This is a genomic window from Acidovorax sp. Root219, assembly GCF_001428665.1.
Lineage (GTDB): Bacteria > Pseudomonadota > Gammaproteobacteria > Burkholderiales > Burkholderiaceae_C > Acidovorax.
Map to the genome: position 1 here is coordinate 255835 of NZ_LMIJ01000010.1, position 16794 is coordinate 272628.

At 67.1% G+C, this 16794-nt stretch carries 16 protein-coding genes; 6 read left to right on the plus strand and 10 right to left on the minus strand.

What is annotated here, in order from left to right:
• Positions 1-28: 28 nt before the first annotated feature.
• The 9 genes from fabB to ASE28_RS09525 all read right to left on the minus strand — a co-directional run bounded on the left by fabB (position 29) and on the right by ASE28_RS09525 (position 8786).
• Positions 29-1243, minus strand: a complete 1215-nt coding sequence (fabB, locus tag ASE28_RS09485) for a beta-ketoacyl-ACP synthase I (RefSeq protein WP_057200014.1) — start codon at positions 1241-1243, stop codon at positions 29-31.
• Complete coding sequence (gene fabA / locus ASE28_RS09490; protein ID WP_057200013.1) at positions 1240-1770, minus strand: 3-hydroxyacyl-[acyl-carrier-protein] dehydratase FabA; 531 nt, start codon at positions 1768-1770, stop codon at positions 1240-1242. Before fabA ends, fabB begins: the two co-directional genes overlap by 4 nt.
• Before the next feature lie 168 nt (positions 1771-1938).
• Positions 1939-3570 (minus strand): apolipoprotein N-acyltransferase, encoded by a 1632-nt coding sequence (lnt, locus tag ASE28_RS09495; RefSeq protein WP_057266386.1) that lies wholly within the window; start codon positions 3568-3570, stop codon positions 1939-1941.
• A complete protein-coding gene (locus ASE28_RS09500; RefSeq protein ID WP_057266387.1) occupies positions 3570-4445 on the minus strand; it encodes an HlyC/CorC family transporter in 876 nt (291 codons plus the stop codon). The genes lnt and ASE28_RS09500 overlap by 1 nt, the downstream gene beginning before the upstream one ends.
• A 122-nt stretch (positions 4446-4567) precedes the next feature.
• Positions 4568-5299: a GNAT family N-acetyltransferase gene (locus ASE28_RS09505; RefSeq protein ID WP_057200010.1), complete on the minus strand. Its 732-nt coding sequence runs from the start codon at positions 5297-5299 to the stop codon at positions 4568-4570.
• 278 nt (positions 5300-5577) lie between these two features.
• Entirely contained in the window at positions 5578-6534 is a 957-nt protein-coding gene (locus ASE28_RS09510) for a hypothetical protein (protein WP_057266388.1), read from the minus strand.
• Positions 6531-7364 (minus strand): hypothetical protein, encoded by an 834-nt coding sequence (locus tag ASE28_RS09515; protein WP_057200008.1) that lies wholly within the window; start codon positions 7362-7364, stop codon positions 6531-6533. Before ASE28_RS09515 ends, ASE28_RS09510 begins: the two co-directional genes overlap by 4 nt.
• Positions 7361-8254, minus strand: a complete 894-nt coding sequence (locus ASE28_RS09520; protein WP_057200238.1) for an ABC transporter ATP-binding protein — start codon at positions 8252-8254, stop codon at positions 7361-7363. The genes ASE28_RS09515 and ASE28_RS09520 overlap by 4 nt, the downstream gene beginning before the upstream one ends.
• Before the next feature lie 49 nt (positions 8255-8303).
• The gene (locus ASE28_RS09525) at positions 8304-8786 is read right to left on the minus strand and encodes an Lrp/AsnC family transcriptional regulator (RefSeq protein WP_057200007.1); all 483 of its coding nucleotides are present in this window, start codon (positions 8784-8786) and stop codon (positions 8304-8306) included.
• A 166-nt stretch (positions 8787-8952) separates the two neighbouring features.
• On the opposite strand from ASE28_RS09525, the gene ASE28_RS09530 reads away from it, so the two are divergent.
• The 3 genes from ASE28_RS09530 to ASE28_RS09540 all read left to right on the plus strand — a co-directional run bounded on the left by ASE28_RS09530 (position 8953) and on the right by ASE28_RS09540 (position 12008).
• Entirely contained in the window at positions 8953-9894 is a 942-nt protein-coding gene (locus ASE28_RS09530) for a triacylglycerol lipase (protein ID WP_057266389.1), read from the plus strand.
• A 19-nt stretch (positions 9895-9913) separates the two neighbouring features.
• Positions 9914-10909, plus strand: a complete 996-nt coding sequence (locus ASE28_RS09535; RefSeq protein WP_235516082.1) for a lipase chaperone — start codon at positions 9914-9916, stop codon at positions 10907-10909.
• A gap of 130 nt (positions 10910-11039) precedes the next feature.
• Complete coding sequence (locus tag ASE28_RS09540) at positions 11040-12008, plus strand: tripartite tricarboxylate transporter substrate binding protein (protein WP_057266391.1); 969 nt, start codon at positions 11040-11042, stop codon at positions 12006-12008.
• 33 nt (positions 12009-12041) lie between these two features.
• On the opposite strand, the gene ASE28_RS09545 is transcribed toward ASE28_RS09540, so the two are convergent.
• A complete protein-coding gene (locus tag ASE28_RS09545; RefSeq protein ID WP_057266392.1) occupies positions 12042-12938 on the minus strand; it encodes a triacylglycerol lipase in 897 nt (298 codons plus the stop codon).
• Between the two features lie 100 nt (positions 12939-13038).
• Between ASE28_RS09545 and ASE28_RS09550 the strand changes: the two genes are divergently transcribed.
• From ASE28_RS09550 to ASE28_RS09560, 3 genes are all read left to right on the plus strand, one after another.
• A complete protein-coding gene (locus ASE28_RS09550) occupies positions 13039-13779 on the plus strand; it encodes a hypothetical protein (protein WP_057266393.1) in 741 nt (246 codons plus the stop codon).
• A 64-nt stretch (positions 13780-13843) separates the two neighbouring features.
• Positions 13844-15532 (plus strand): AMP-binding protein, encoded by a 1689-nt coding sequence (locus ASE28_RS09555; RefSeq protein WP_057200003.1) that lies wholly within the window; start codon positions 13844-13846, stop codon positions 15530-15532.
• A gap of 282 nt (positions 15533-15814) precedes the next feature.
• Positions 15815-16768 carry a sugar ABC transporter substrate-binding protein gene (locus ASE28_RS09560; RefSeq protein ID WP_057266394.1) on the plus strand — a complete coding sequence of 318 codons (954 nt, stop codon included), beginning with the start codon at positions 15815-15817 and terminating at the stop codon, positions 16766-16768.
• Positions 16769-16794: the final 26 nt, after the last annotated feature.

A 16794-nucleotide genomic window follows, 5' to 3' on the forward strand; every position in this document is an offset into this window, starting at 1 on the left:
GATGGCGGGTTGCCGGAGATCGCGCGGATCAGTTATCCCATCGGCGCAGAACCAGGCTGGCGTTGGTGCCGCCAAAGCCGAAGCTGTTGGACAGCGCGGTGCGGATCGGCGCATCGCGCGTCTCGCGCACCAGGGGCATGCCCTCGGCGGCGGGCTCCAGGTTGTCGATGTTGGCCGAGCCGGCGATGAAGCCCTGGCGCAGCATCAAAAGGCAGTAGATCGCCTCCTGCACACCGGTGGCGCCCAGCGAGTGGCCGGTGAGCGACTTGGTGGACGAGAACGGGGGAATGGCGTCACCGAAGACTTCGCGGATCGCACGCAACTCGGGCACGTCGCCCACGGGTGTGGAGGTGCCGTGGGTGTTGATGTAGTCGATGGAGCCGTCCACCGTGGCGATGGCCTGGCGCATGCAGGCGATGGCGCCGTCACCCGAGGGGGCGACCATGTCGGCGCCGTCCGAGGTGGCGCCGAAACCGACGATTTCGCCCAGGATGGTGGCGCCGCGTGCCTGTGCATGTTCCAGGCTTTCGAGCACCACGGCACCGCCGCCGCCCGACAGCACGAAGCCGTCGCGGTGGGCGTCATAGGCGCGCGAGGCTTTTTCGGGCGTGGCGTTGTAGGCGCTGGACATGGCGCCCATGGCGTCGAACAGCAGGCCCATGCCCCAGCTGACTTCTTCGCCGCCACCGGCGAACATCACGTCCTGCATGCCCCAGGCGATCTGCTGGGCGGCTGCGCCGATGCAGTGCGCCGAGGTGCTGCAGGCCGAGGTGATGGAGTAGTTGATGCCCTTGATGCCGAAGTTGGTCGACAGGCAGGCGGACACGGTGGAGCTCATGCAGCGCGTGACCTGGTAAGGCCCCACGCGGCGGATGCCCTTGCTGCGCAGGATGTCGGCGGCCTCGATCTGGTTGGCGGGCGAGCCGCCCCCCGAGCCCATGATGAGCCCGGTGCGCGGGTGCGAGACCTGCTCGGGCGTGAGGCCCGATTCGGCAATGGCGTTGGCCAGCGAAATGTGGGCATAGGCCGCCGCATCGCCCATGAAGCGCAGCTGCTTGCGGTCGATCAGCTCTTCGAGGTTGATCTGCGGCACGCCGGCCACCTGGCTGCGCATGCCCAGCTCGGTGAACTGGGGCATGGCGCGGATGCCCGGACGGCTCTCGCGCAGCGACTCGGTGACGCTGGCATTGTCATTGCCAATGCACGAGACGATGCCCGTGCCCGTGATGACCACGCGTTTCATGCTGCCTCCCCTGGGGCTGCGCCGGCTTCCTCGCGCTTGAACAGGCCCACGCGCAAGTCGCTGGCCACGTAGATTTCCTTGCCGTCAGCATACAGGCGCGCGTCGCCGATGGCCATGACCAGTTTGCGCTTGATCACGCGCTTGATGTCGATCTCGTAAGTGACCAATTTGACGTCCGGGCCCACTTCGCCGGTGAACTTGACTTCGCCGGCGCCCAGGGCGCGGCCCTTGCCCGGCAGGCGCAGCCAGGTCAGGTAAAAACCGATCAGCTGCCACATGGCGTCCAGGCCCAGGCAACCGGGCATGACCGGGTCACCCTGGAAATGGCAGGCAAAGAACCAGAGGTCAGGACGCACGTCCAGCTCGGCGCGGACCTTTCCCAGCCCGTGCTCGCCACCATCGCTATCGATGTGCGTGATGCGGTCGAACATCAGCATGGGCGGCAGCGGCAGGCGCCCGCTGTCAGCGTCGAACAGCCGGCCCTCGCCCGAGGCGATCAGTTGTTCGTAGGAAAAGGAATCTGCCATTTTCAGTCGTGCTCCAGAACAGCGGCCACACCGCTTCAAATCATCGTTGTATCCAACACAAGCCCCCGCTTGCGGGCTCTATTATCAAGGCACGGCGAGCCTGTGCCGCGCATTGGCCTGCCAGGGCACTGGGGCACCCCTGCCGCAGCTGACCAGGATCAAGGCCCGCTACTCCCGAAAACCACCGTTTTTCGACCGCACCGCCCGGCCACGCCGACCCGCCCCGAGGGCCGCCACCAGCACGATGGCGGCCGCCAGCAGTGCCAGGGGAACCAGGCCCCAGCGCGACACCCAGAAGGCGTAGGGCGTGATGGCCCAGCCCTGCTGCGCATCCATTCCCCGGCCGTGCACCGCGCCCAGCAGCACGCCACGGGTGTGGCGCTCCAGCTGGTGCGTGACCACGCCCCGATGATCGATGATGGCCGTGGCACCGGTGTTGGTGGCGCGCACCATCGGGCGTTCGAACTCCAGCGCGCGCATGCGGCTGATGTGCAGGTGCTGGTCGATGGCCACCGTATTGCCGAACCAGCCGATGTTGCTGAAATTGACGAACACCGTGGGGGCGCCGGCCGGATCGGCAAAGCGCGCTCCCAGCTCCTCGCCAAACAGATCCTCGTAGCAGATGTTGGGGGCGATGCGCTGGCCCGCAAAGGCAAACGGCGCCTGGCCCAAGCCCCCCCGGTTGAAGTCCCCCAGGGGGATGTTCATCATCTGCGTGAACCACTTGAAGAAGGGCGGGATGAACTCGCCGAACGGCACCAGGTGGTGCTTGTCGTAGCGGTAGGGTTCGGCCAGCCCCGCCCGTGCACCCAGCACCGAGTTGGTGTAGCCCTCGCGCTCATCCCCCAGCGGAATGCCCAGCAGTACCGCCTGCGAGCCGCTGGCATAGCGCTGGGAGATGCCTTCGAGGTAGCCCGGTATCAGCTGCTGCGGCAGCAGGGGAATGGCCGTCTCGGGCGCCACGACCAGGGGCGCGGTGGCACGCTCCAGTTGCTCGCGGTACCACTGCAATGCCATGGGAACACCCGAGCCCGGCTGGAATTTCTCGTCCTGCGGGATATTGCCCTGCAACAACGCCAGTTGCAGCGGGGCCGGTGCGCGCGCCGCAGGGGTGTGGCACAGCTCCACGGCGCAGTGGCGGTCCACCGTGGCCAGACCCAGCACCGCCAGCCCGCCCGCCACCAGGGCCCAGGCGCGCAGGCGGAGCAGATCGCTGGCGCGCGCCTGCACGAGCAGCATGGCGATGGCGGCCGCGACGAAGCACAGGCCGTAGACACCCACGTAGCGCGCCAACGCCGCCAGCGGGCCATCCACATGGGCATAACCGCCGGCGCCCCAGGGAAAACCGGTCCAGAGCCAGCCGCGCGCCATCTCGGCCAGCGTCCAGAGCGCTGCGAACAGCAGCGCAGCGCCTGCACGGTGCACCACGGCCAGCCGGCAGAAGACGCCGAGCGCGAGCGCGTAGTAGCTGGCCAGAAAGGCCGCCAGCCCCAGGATGGCAGCCACCGTGAGCGGCGCAGCCAGCCCGCCATAGGTGTGCATGGAGATATAGAGCCACCAGAAGGTGCCGCACAGCCAGGCGGTGGCAAAGGCAAAACCCAGCAGCGCGCCACGGCGCCCCGTGGGGGCTCCCGCGCGCACTTGCCAGGCCAGCACGGCCAGCGATGCGATCTGCAGCCACCATTGGGGCTGCCCATTCCAGGGCAAGGCCAGCGAGGCCGCCTGCGCGAGCCCCGCCAGCACGGCGATCAGCACGGGCAAGGCAAGTCCGGATCCCTGCGTTCGGTACGCCAACCCCATCAAGCGCCAGCCTGGCTCTCTTCGATCCGCGATACCTTGAACCAGCGCACGGCGCCGCCCTTGGTATGCAGCACCACGAAGTGCAGGCCACCGAGCTCCACCTGCTCGCCACGCTTGGGCACATGGCCCATCTCGTGGGCGATGAGGCCGCCAATGGTGTCGAATTGTTCCTCGGCATCGCTGCCCTGCAGCGTGACCTCGAAGGACTCGGCCACGCGTTCGATGGGCGTGTCGCCGCTCACGCGGTAGGTGCGGTCGGCCAGGGCGAAGATGTCGCCCGCATCCTCGGGGATATCGAACTCGTCCTCGATCTCGCCCACGATCTGTTCGAGCACGTCTTCGATGGTGACGAGCCCTGCCACGCGGCCGAACTCGTCGATCACGATGGCCAGGTGGTTGCGATTGCCGCGAAACTCGCGCAGCAGGTCGTTGAGGCCCTTGCTCTCGGGCACGAACACGGCCGGGCGCAGCAGCGCGCGGATGTTCAGCTCGGGCGCCCGCTGCAGCTTGAGCAGGTCCTTGGCCATCAGGATGCCGATGATGTTCTCGCGCTCGCCCTGGTACACCGGAAAGCGCGAGTGCGCCGTGTTGATGACCAGGTACAGGAGCTCATCGAACGGCGCATCGATGTTGACGAGATCCATGCGGGGCGCGGCCACCATCACGTCGCCCGCCGTCATGTCGGCCATGCGGATCACACGCTCGAGCATCACACGCGACTCGGCGCCAATGACGTCGTTGTCTTCGGCCTCGGCCAGCGTTTCGATCAGCTCTTCGGTCGAGTCCGGTCCGGGGTGGATGAACTCGGCGACTTTCTGCAGGAAGGTGCGCTTGTCTTCCTTTTCGGGCAATCGCCCGGGGTGCGGGTCAGACACTGTCTTGGAGTGCAGGACGTGCGGTAGTGGAACAGGCCCCTAGGATAGCGGATTGTTGTGACATCGCCTGTCGTCCTGAGGCCAATCGGCAGGTGCAGGACCGCCTGCCCACACTGTCCGGCCTATTCGGCGGACTGGTGGCGCGCATGCTGCACGCCGCTGCGCACTTCCTGCACGCTGGCCAGAAAGTCCCAGAACTGCTTGGCCTGGCGCTTGAGCTGGTAGTCCACCTCGGCGAACTGCTGCTCGACCAGTTCGGCCATCCGGGTGTCCAGGCTGGCCGGTGCGATCTGCAGGTAGGCCTCGGACTCCGAACCGTCGCGGCGCACCTGAGCGCCGGCATTGCGGGCGATCTTGAGCATGGCGGTGTTTTCGGACAGCGCATGGATGAACACCATGTTCACCCCCTCGTTGCGGGCGTGCATCACGGCGCGCTCGAACAGGCGTGCACCGAAGCCTCGGCCCCGGGCCTGCTTGAGCACGGACACGCCGAACTCGGCGCAGTGCTTGTACTCAGGGTGCTCGGAGAACGCCAGATGCGCCATGGCGATGAGCTCCAGGCGCCGGTTGTAGATGCCGAAGATCTCGTCGCGGTTGAAGTCGAGCTGGTCCGCATAGCGGCGGATCTGCTCGTCATTGGCCGCGTAGCCGAAGCGCAGGTAGCGGTCGGCAGGCTCCAGCTGCAGCAGGTGGGCCGTGATGCGCTCGCGGTACGAAGGGCCGAGCGAACGGATGGGAACCATCACCGGTGGAGACATTTTGTCCTCGCTCTCATGCGGACGCCCCGTGACCGGGCGCAGCATTCCCCGGCCTGCGTCCCAGGATGCCTTGAGCCAGTTTTTGGTAGCGGTCATGCTGCAAATATAAGGGTTTTCCCTAGGAATTTCCAGTGATTTTTGCTGCATTGCAGCAAAATAGTGAGGTGCGTCGAATTCCTTCGAAAAGTGGGATGACATGAAACACAGCCGGCACGGGATGCTCTCTATTTAATAGCAAAACGACCGGCATGCCGGTTGCGCACCAGCCCTGCGAGCCATCCGCCCGGCAGCGCCACGTTAAGCCTGTGGCGCACAGGATGCAAGAGCAACACCCCTGGCCACACGGGGACTGCCCGCTGTTGGCAGCTCGCCGTTCAAGGCATTTGGCGGGCCGGTGTGTCCTCGGCCTGCGATGTATAGGCCGACGACACGGGCACGGGCCTGGGCGCCGCAGCCGGCACGCCGCAGGCGTCAGGCAGGCCAAGGGCATCATCCCTGGCGCTGCCGCGCGCCTTCTCCAGCACGCTCGCACGGTCGACCGACACTGCGACGGAGTCCCCCAGTTGCAGAACCGCGCTTTGCAGGCCCTGGGTCTCCGATAGATCCAGTTTCCCGGCGAGGGCGTCCACCCGCAGTGAACGCATGCCGGCCGCTTGCACCTCCATCGACGCCGTGCCCCGGCGGGTGCGTTCCGCGCACTGGGCCGGGTCCTCGGCCACTGCGGGCACCACCCAGGTGCCACAGGGCCGGCACTGCGTGGACCACAGGTCCAGGTGTGTGACGGTGCCGCGTACGGCGATAGCCTGCCCGGCCACTTCCAGCCGCTCCACGGGGGCTTGCGCTTCGATACGGGCGCGTGCGAGTGCCAGGTGCCTGAACTGGGTGGGCAGAACGATCTGTTCCATCCACACGGCGGGTTTCCCAGGCCGTCTGGGCTGCGCACCGGCAGGCGCCGGCACGTCAGTCCAGTGCAGGACCAGCGTGTCGCCTTCGCGGGTGGCGGTGAGCCCCGGGAATTTTCCGAGCAGCGTCTCCGGACCATCGCCGTCCCCATGGCGCGACTGCACTGTGATCCGCACATCGGGCACATCGTCCAGCACCACGCGCACCGACAACCGCGAGGCATTGTCGCCCGCCTCCTCCAGCCGCAGACCGTTCACGCCCACCAGCGCCCGGGCCTCGACGGTGTAGGCGACGGCGGTGGGCTCCGGCCTCTTGAAGCGATCCATGCCGCTCGTGAACAGCAGCGTCCAGAACAGCAGCAGGGTTCCCAGAAAAAGCCAGCGCCCGCGCCGGGGCGGGGCACGCCGTGGGGCCACGGGGGTGCTCACCGCAGCTCCTTTTCTTTCAGGTGCACATAGGCCTGCAGCCACAGCAGCGCGGGCAGGCCGATCCACAGCAGCGCGTTGATGGCATGGACGCCCGCATCCCGGGGCACGGCCCCGCTCGAAGACCACCAGGCAAACAGCACCTCACCCCGCACACCCGCCACGGAGCACACCAGCGCCGTGAGCACGAACAGCGCAAAGCCCAACGCCAGGGTCTTGAGCAAAGAGGCGCGCGCATAGTAGAGCGAGCCCGCCACGGCAAAGGCCTGCAGGGCCCAGAAAGCGACCAGAAAGCCTGCCTGCTGGGGCACCGGCATGGCCTGCCGGGCGGCCATCTTCGCCAGCGGCACGAAGAGCGCATAGTCCTCGGGCTTGAAGGTCTGCGGCTCCAGGGCCGAGCGCACTGCGATGACCATCTGCTGCACGGGCCAGGAGATCGCCAGGAACAGCAGGCTGTAGGCCAGCGGGTAGGCCATGGCCACCACCACGGCGCACAGCAGCCATTTCTCGAACACCGACGCGGGCCGCATCAATGCCAGCAAGGCCGACTCGCGCTGCGCCATGGCCCCGAAATAGCGCCCGGCGAACACGAAGCCCGTGAGAAACAAGCCCCCAAAGTACAGCGAGACCTGCACCGCGGTTTGGAACGCAGAAAAGCCTGAAACCCCCAGCAAGAACAGCAGCAGCGCGATGTAGAGCATTCCGCACACCAGCAGGTGCGCCAGGTACTGGGGCCGCTGCTCGGCCCACTGGGCCCGCGCAAGGCGCCACCAGCGCGCCCACGAAAAAGTGGGCGATTCCGGGGCGCGCACAGGGATGAATTCGATGTTCATGCCTGCTCCACGGACAAGCCCGTCTGCTGCGCCGGCACCAGCGCCGCCAGCATGCCATCGCGGTTGAGGCTCAGTGCCTTGTAGAGCAGCTCCAGCTGCATCGCCCCGCCAGCCAGCGGAGCCTCTGCATCGGATCGGGAATGCCGCGCCACATAGGCAGTCTGCTGGCCGATGCGCTCCTGGTACAGCAGGTCCTGCGCGGCAGGCAAATCCTGCGCGCCGCTCGCCACGCCGGTGCGCAGCACGCCGGCGAGATCGGCCATGCGCGCCGACAGGGCCAGTTGCCCCTGGTCAATGAACCAGATGTGGCTCAGTATGCTTTCGAGGTCGTGCGCCTGGTGGGTACTGATGAGCACGGCGCGCTCGGCATGCTCGGGGCGCTGCATCAGACGACGGAACTGGCCGCGGCCGACGATGTCCAGCCCGTTGGTGGGCTCGTCCATCAGCAGCAGCGGCGTACCCGTCGCCAGCGCGAAGGCGATCGCCGCCTTCTTCCTCTGCCCCAGGCTCATGGCCTCGAAGCGACTGGCGGTGGGCACCTCGAGCTCGGCCAGGTATTCGCCGAACAGAGCCGTGGAAAAGCGCGGGTAGAACACGCCTTGCGTGTCTGCCAACTGGCCCGTGGTCAGATTGGGCAGGTGGAATTCCTCGGGGACGATGTAGACACTGGCCAGGAAGTCCGCCGCTCGCTGGCGGGGCACCTGGCCCATCACCCGCACCTGCCCGCCCCAGGGCGTGAGCAGCCCGCACAGGAGCTTGAGCAAGGTGGACTTGCCACTGCCGTTGCGCCCGAAAAGGCCGTAGATGCCGGGCTGGCGCACCTCTGCGCAGAACCCCTGGTAGAGCGCGTTGCGGCCGTAGCCGAAGTGCAGGTCGTCGATGGCGATCATGGGCATCCGTGAAACACCTCCCCTGGCATGGGAGCAGGCCCGCGGATTCTCACACGGGCACGGCCGTGGTCGCCTTCACACGGTCCAGCACGAAGCTGGTCTTGCAGTCCTGCACGCTGGGGTGCTTGAGCAGCGTGTCCATGATGAAGCGGCTGTAGTGCGCCATGTCGGCCACCACCACGCGCAGCAGGTAGTCCATCTCGCCCGTGAGCGAGGCACATTCGACCACTTCGGGCCAGGTCTGCACGCTCGCGCGGAACACGTCCATGGGGTTGCGCTTGTGGCTCTCGGTGTGCTTTTCCAGGCGCACGTTGAGGTAGGCGGTGAGCCCCAGGCCCACGGCCTCGGGCGGCACCAGGGCCACGTAGCGCGCGATCACGCCGCTGTCTTCGAGCCGCTTGACCCGGCGCAGCACGGCGCTGGGCGACAGGCCCACCTGCTCGCCGATCACGTCGTAGGTTTCCCTGCCGTTTTCCTGCAAACGGCGCAGGATTGCTCGATCCAGCTTGTCAAGTGCGTTGAAAGCAGTCATGGCGCAGGATTCTACGAAATTGGCGTCGACCGCGATGGCCCTTCACCAAACTCGGGTATGTCCCGATAGTGACACCAGGGGCTGCCAAAGAACAATGAATACCGCAAAAACGAACGGTCGTTCTTTTTTGTGAGAACCAAAAATATCCATCAACGGAGACAAGCACATGACAGGTTTCTTTGGCCACCTTCTGCGGCGACTGGCGCTCGCCGCCACGGTATCAATACTGCTCCTCGGGGCCAGTGCCCACGCACAGGCCGGGTACACGCAGACGCGCTACCCCATCGTGCTGGTGCACGGCCTTTTCGGCTTCGACTCGGCGCTGGGCGTGGACTACTTCTACGGCATTCCCGACGCGCTGCGCCAGGGCGGAGCCAAGGTCTACGTGGCCCAGGTTTCGGCAGCCAACAGCACCGAAGTGCGCGGCGAGCAATTGCTGGCCCAGGTGAAGAACATCCTGGCCATCACCGGCGCAGCCAAGGTGAACCTGGTGGGGCACTCGCATGGCGGCCCCACCGCGCGCTACGTGGCCGGCGTGGCCCCGGGCAAGATCGCCTCGGTGACCTCGGTGGGCGGCGTGAACCGGGGGTCCCGCGTGGCCGACATCCTGCGCGGCGTGGCGCCCGCGGGTTCGGTGTCCGAAACCGTCGCCAGCGGCGCGGCATCGGCCCTGGTGGCGCTGATCAACCTGACCTCGGGCGGCTCAGGCCTGCCGCAGATGCCCACGGCTGCGCTCGATTCGCTCACCACCGCCGGCTCGGCCGCGTTCAACCGCCGCTTCCCGCAGGGCGTTCCCACCGCAGGCTGCGGCAATGGCGCCGAGCTGGTCAACGGCGTGCGCTACTACTCCTGGACGGGTACCAAGACCCTGACCAATGTGCTCGACGCCAGCGACGCCCTGCTCGGCGTGTTGGGCCTGGTCTTTGGCGAAGCCAGCGACGGCCTGGTCTCGGCCTGCTCTTCGCGCCTGGGCACCCACCTGGGCGACTACCGCCAGAACCACCTCGATGAAGTGAACCAGCTCGTGGGCCTGCGCGACTGGTTCTCGACCGACCCGGTCACGCTGTACCGCCAGCAGGCCAACCGCCTCAAGGCGGCCGGCCTGTGATTTTGCGATGATCACCGCCATGGACCGTTTCCCCCGCCCTGCCGTAACCGCTGCCATTGTGCTGGCATTGATGGTCGCGGCCGTGCTCGGGTGGCGGGCCTGGCGGGCCGAGGCGAGCCAGGACACCGGTCCTGGCGCCAGCGCGGCTTTGCCTGCGGCAGGCGCGGCGGCGCCCGCCGGCCACACGGCATCGGCAGCGCTCACACCGGCTTCCGCAGCCCTCGCCGCTGCCCCGGCCGCCTCTTCGACAGCCGGGGGGGCCGACCCCTTGCTGGTGCCCGGCCTGCGCAACACGCTGGAGGCCCTCCTCTTCGAAGCCGGCGAAGCCAGCGATCCCGAAGCGCTCAAGCAACGCCTGGCGCAACTGGTGGGCAAGTATTTCCCCGCCGAACTGGCCACGCGCGCCCTGGCCCTGACCGAGCGCTATGTGGACTACCGCGTGGCACTGGGCGCCTTGTCGGCCCCCCGCGACCCCGGTGATCCGCGCGCATTGCGCGAGGCCATGGAGGCGCGCCAGAAGATCCGGCAGCAGCACTTCCAGGACGAAGAGTACGACGCCCTGTTTGCACAGGAGGCCGAACTCGACCGCTACACCCTGGCGCGCCTGGAGATCGCGCGCAATACCCAACTCACTCCGCAGCAGCGTGACAGCGCGCTGCGCGCCACCGAAGCCGAACTCGCTCCCGAGCGCCGTGCCGAGCGCGCTGCAGCCACGGCCCACATGGATGCCGCCGCGCAGACGGCCGCCTTCAACGCCCAGGGCGTGGGCGATTTCCAGCGCCACACGGCGCGCAGCGCACAGTTCGGGGAGCAGGCCGCCCATGCCCTGGCGCAACTGGACCGCGAGGAGCAGCAGTGGCAAAGCCGGCTCGACGAACTCAGCCAGGCGCGCACCGGACAGGGTGAGGCGGCGGCTCAGGCACTGCGCCAGCAGCTGTTCACGCCGGAAGAACTGCAGCGCGTGGATGCCGCCCTGGCGTTGCGTGCACTCCAGGGCGGAATTCCCGTCCGCTGAAGCGGGGCACAGCCAATCGCCTCTTGAGCGCGTTCCACCTGTACAGGCGGTTTGACCATTCGGTAAGTAACAAAGGGTAAACCCTGTACACGTGCATATACTGCGCACTCCGGAAATCAAGAGGATCCCGATGTCGCTCCGTAGCACCTTGTTCAGTGTGGCCCTGGCCATGGCGGCCACCGCCGCCCTGGCCCAGACCCCTTCCGCCCCGATGACCATCGTGGTGCCCTACCCTGCGGGCGGCCCTCTGGACACCTCGGCCCGCATCATCGCGGAAGGCGCCGCTGCACAACTGGGCGCCATCAAGGTGGAGAACAAGCCCGGCGCCGGCGGCGGCACCGGCGCCGACCTGGTGGCCAAGTCACCGGCCGGCAGCAACCAGTTGCTGATGGGCGCCGTGGCCACCCATGCAGTGAACCCCTGGCTGTACAAGAACTTCCCGTACAACGCCATCAAGGACTTCAAGCCCATCGCACTTGTGGCCCGCACACCCAACGTGCTGGTCGTGAACGCGGAGCAGGCAGCCAAGCTGGGCATCAAGACCACGCCCGACCTGGTGCAGTACCTCAAGAAAAACCCCGACCAGGCCAAGTACGGTTCGGGCGGCAACGGCAGCATCGGCCATATCTCGGCCGAGATGTTCAAGTCGCTGACCAACACCAAGATGGGCCACACGCCCTTCCAGGGCTCGAACCCGGCGCTGGCAGCGCTGCAGTCGGGCCAGGTGCTGATGGTGTTCGACAACCTCGCGTCGGCGCTGCCGCACATCCGCTCGGGCAAGCTGCACGCGCTGGGCGTGACCACCCTGAGCCGCAGCGACGCGCTGCCGCAGGTTCCCAGCATCAACGATGCCGTGCAGGGCTTCAACGTCTCGACCTGGTTCGGGCTGTTCGCACCGGCATCGCTGCCGCAGACCGATGCGCAGCGCTACGCGGCGGCCTTCACGGCCGCCATGCAGTCGGCGGCCGGCAAAGAGAAGTTCAAGCAGATGGGCATCACCCCCGAGGAGCTCACGCTGGACGGGTTCGCGCAGTTCGTGCGCTCGGAAAACAGCAAGTACGAGTTCCTGATCCGGGCCGCGAAGATCAAGATCGAATAAGCGGCTGGGCTGGTGCGCCGCGCCAGGGCCAAGTCAGTCCTTGCCGATCTCTGCCAGGCAGGCAGCCATCACTTCGGGGTGCAGTGCCATCTGCACATGCGCCAGGCCGTCGAGGAAGCGGTTGTCCGCCCCGACCAGGGTCGCGGTGCTGGCCGGGAAGACGATGTTGTCGCAGTTGGAGTACCAGCAAGTGAAGCGCTGCGCCCGCCCCTGCGGCTCCACGCTCAGCAGGCCCTTCACCCAGTCGCCTGCCAGGCTCATCTGGCGACCGTTGACGGCGCGGCTGAAGCGCCCGAGCCACGTGCCGCCGTGCGGCGTACCCAGGGTCAGGATGCGGTGCACGCGCGCATCGGCCGCATGCACGCGCAGCCAGGCGCGCACCGCCAGGCCACCCATGCTGTGGCACAGCAACACCGGTGCCATGCCGGTGGCAGCCGTCACGCGCAGCACGGCGTCCTCGATGATCGCGGCATAGTCGTCGATGGAGCCCATCACCGGCTCCAGGTTCACCGCCACATGGGCATGGCCCTGCGCCCGAAGCGGCGCATACCAGGGCAGCCACAGCCCCCGGTTGCACATGAAGCCGTGCACCAGCACCACGCCGCGGCGGCCCGTCGCCTGGCCCGGCAGCCAGTCCCCCACCGCCTGGTGGCGAAACGGCTGGCGCCAGCAGAACACCACCAGGGACACCCATATCTCGGCCCACCAGGCGCCGACCACCTGGGACAGGCGCGCCCGTGGTGCGACTTCGCGCCGATTGAGCCGGTGCATGAGCACGAATTCGATGGCCATCACCAGCCAGAACCAGGCCAGGGGCAACAGCGCACCGGCCAGCGCCCGCGCGGGGGATTGTGGCCACTGCCAGGCCAGCCAGGCGGCTTCAGCCAGCGCCAGAATCAGGAGAAGGATTTTTTGCCCGTGCGCAATCATGATTTGAATGGAGTTGTTTCCCGTCAACGACGCTGTGCAAGACCATTTTGAACAGGTTCTAATGGCGTCGCTGCATTGTGCGGCCTCAGGAGACGGACCTATGGACGCGGCCCAGACCATCCGCGACAGCATTGCCGATGTCAACGCGCTGCGCCTGCACCGCACGGGGGACGTGCCCCTGGGGGCGGTGGTGGCCACCGTCAAAACGCTGCAGGCGCGCCGCTTTGCCGGCACCTATGCCGACCTGATGGCGTCGCCCGCGTTTGGTCCGGCAGCGCGCTTCTTTCTGGAGGAGCTCTACAGCGACAAAGACTACACGGCCCGCGACCAGCAGTTCGCCCGCATCGCAGGGACACTGCAGACCATGTTTCCCCGCCCCGTGGTGGACACCGCCGTGGCGCTGGCCGTGCTGCATGCCCAGACCGAGAACCTGGACCAGGACATGGGCCGCGCCTGGCTGCAGGCCGATGCCGCCGCACCCGAAGCCCCCCGCTACGCCGCCGCATGGCGCGCCGTGGGCCAGCGCACCGGACGCGAGCAGCAACTGGCGCGGGTGCTGGCCATGGGGCGCGACCTGGCGCGCCTGACCCGCACGCCCGGCCTGCGCACCATGCTGCGCATGATGCGCGGGCCTGCCACGGCAGCCGGCATGGGTGCCTTGCAGCAGTTTCTCGAAGCCGGGTTCGACACCTTCGGCCAGCTGGCACGCCAGCGCGGCGCGGTCGAGCAGTTCCTGGCCACCATCGAGCAGCGCGAGCAGGCACTGATGCACCTGCTGTTCGACGGCGATGCTGTCACCTCGGGGACCGAACTGGCCCGCACCCTAGGACAAGCCCGATAGCTGATTGCCCCCTCGCGCTTTGACAATCTGTGCCCAACACTTACTGGCGAGCAAGGAAAAGCGCATGGAAAAGATCTGGCTCAAGAGCTACCCCCCGGGCGTCCCGCACGACGTGAAGCCCGAGCAATACCGCTCTGTGGCCCATATGCTGGAGGAGTCCTTCCGCAAGAACGCATCGAGCCCCTTCTCGGTCTGCATGGACCAGTGGATGACCTACGGCGAGCTTGATCGCCTGTCCGGCGCCATGGGCGCCTACCTGCAGGGCCTGGGGCTTGAGCCCGGGGCCCGTGTGGCCATCATGCTGCCCAACGTGCCCCAGTTCGGCGTGACCATGGCCGCCGTGCTGCGCGCCGGCTACACCTGCGTGAACGTGAATCCGCTGTACACCGCGCGCGAGCTGCAGCACCAGCTCAAGGACTCGGGTGCCACGGCCATCGTGATCCTGGAAAATTTTGCCCACACGCTGGCCGAGGTGATCGACAACACGGCCGTGAAGCATGTGGTCATGGCCTCGATGGGCGACCTGCTCGGCCCGTGGTTCGGCCGCTGGATCACGTTTGCCGTGCGCCACCTGGCGAAGATGGTGCCGGCCTACGAGCTGCCGCTGACCAACGGCCGCAAGGTGGTCCCGTTCAAGAAGGCACTCGCCCTGGGCGAGCGCCGCACGCTGGCGCCCAGCCAGGCCACGCTCGACTCGATCGCCTTCCTGCAGTACACGGGCGGCACCACCGGCCTGTCCAAGGGCGCGGTGCTCACCCACCGCTGCATCGTCGCCGCCACGCTGCAGGCCGAGGCCTGGTTCACCCCCGCCCTGTCCAAGGTCGGCGACCTCAGCCGCGCCAACAGCATTGCTGCGCTGCCGCTGTACCACATCTTCGCGCTCACGCTGTGCCTGCTGGCCATCCGCCAGGGCTCCAGCCTCACGCTGATCCCGAACCCGCGCGACATCCCCAAGTTCGTGGCCGAACTCAAGAAGCGCCCCTTCCACATGCTGCCCGCCGTGAACACCTTGTTCAACGCGCTGCTGCAGAACCCGCAGTTCCGCACACTCGACTTCTCGCACCTGTGCGTGTCGCAGGCCGGGGGCATGGCCGCGTCGGAGGGCACGGCCAAGCAATGGCAGAAGCTCACGGGCAGCACCATGATCGAGGGCTGGGGCATGAGCGAAACCTGCGCCATCGGCACCAACAACCCGGTGACCAACACCGAGTTCAGCGGCAGCATCGGCTTGCCGCTGCCGGGCATCGACATTGCCATCAAGGACGACGCAGGCAACAGCTTGGCGCAGGGCGAATCGGGCGAGATCTGCATCCGCGGCCCGAACGTGATGACCGGCTACTACAACCAGCCCGAGGAGAACGCCAAGGCCTTCACGGCCGACGGCTTCATGCGCACGGGCGACATCGGCATCATGGACGAACGCGGCTACACGCGCATCATCGACCGCAAGAAGGACATGATCCTGGTCAGCGGCTTCAACGTCTTCCCCAACGAACTCGAGCAGGTCGTCTCGCTGTGCCCCGGCGTGGTGGAGTGCGCGGCCATCGGCATCCCCGACGAGAAGCAGGGCGAGGCGATCAAGATCTTCGTCATCAAGAGCGACCCGGCCCTGAGCGAGGAAGACGTGGCCCGCTTCTGCCAGGAGAACCTGACCGGCTACAAGCGCCCCAAGTACATCGAGTTCCGCGACGAACTGCCCAAGAGCAATGTGGGCAAGATCCTGCGGCGCGAGCTGCGCGCGCCCACGGCATAGCACCTCGGCCGACACTGGCCACCCCATTTTCCAGGGCGCTTCGGCGCCCTTTTTTCGGCTCCCCGGTATGCCCAGTGGATGCGTCCCGAGGCACCTCGACTGCGCTTCGCGCATCGCACTTTTTAGGGTAATCCCCGATTAGCAATCGTTTGCGCAAACGATTGCGAGCGATATGATTGCCAGGCGACACAGCACTGGCTTGGTACGCCACCGGGGCTCTCGCGCAATTTCGCGCGGCTTTTCGGTGGCCGTGCCTTGCCCACCATTCCAACAGGAGACACCATGCAGTTCACCCGCCGTTCCGTTCAGACCGCCGCCGCCATTGCCGTGCTCGGCGGCATGCTTGCCAGCCCCGTCTGGGCGCAGGACAAGCCCAAGATCGCCCTGGTCATGAAGTCGCTGGCCAACGAGTTCTTCCGCACCATGGAAGACGGCGCCAAGGCGCACCAGAAGGCCCACGCCAGCGAGTACACGCTGGTGGCCAACGGCATCAAGAACGAGACCGATACGGCGGCCCAGATCAAGATGATCGAGCAGGCCGTGGCGCAGAAGGTCAGCGCCATCGTGCTCGCCCCGGCCGACTCCAAGGCCCTGGTGCCGGCCGTCAAGGCCGCCGTGGACAAGGGCATCATCGTGGTCAACATCGACAACCGGCTGGACGGCGATGCCCTGAAGGAAAAGAACCTGACCGTGCCCTTCGTCGGTCCGGACAACCGCGCCGGCGCCAAGCTGGTGGGCGAGCACCTGGCCAAGTCCCTCAAGTCGGGCGACAAGGTGGGCATCATCGAGGGCGTGTCGACCACTTTCAACGCACAGCAGCGCACCCTGGGCTACAAGGACGCCATGCAGGCCGCCGGCATCACCGTGGTGGGTGTGCAGTCGGGCCAGTGGGAGATCGAGAAGGGCAACACCGTGGCCGCCGGCATGCTGCGCGAGCACCCCGACCTCACGGCCCTGCTGGCCGGCAACGACAGCATGGCGCTGGGCGTGGTCGCCGCCGTCAAGGCCGCGGGCAAGGCGGGCAAGGTGCAGGTGGTGGGCTATGACAACATCGGCGCCATCAAGCCCATGCTGGCCGATGGCCGCGTGCTGGCCACCGCCGACCAGTACGCCGCCAAGCAGGCCGTGTTTGGCATCGAGCTGGCGCAAAAGGCGATTGCCGCCAAGACGCCCCAGGCCCAGTTGCCCGCCGAGGTGAAGACCGACGTGGTGCTGGTCACCAAGGGCAGCAAGTAAACGGCCGCTCTCAGCCGCCACTCCCA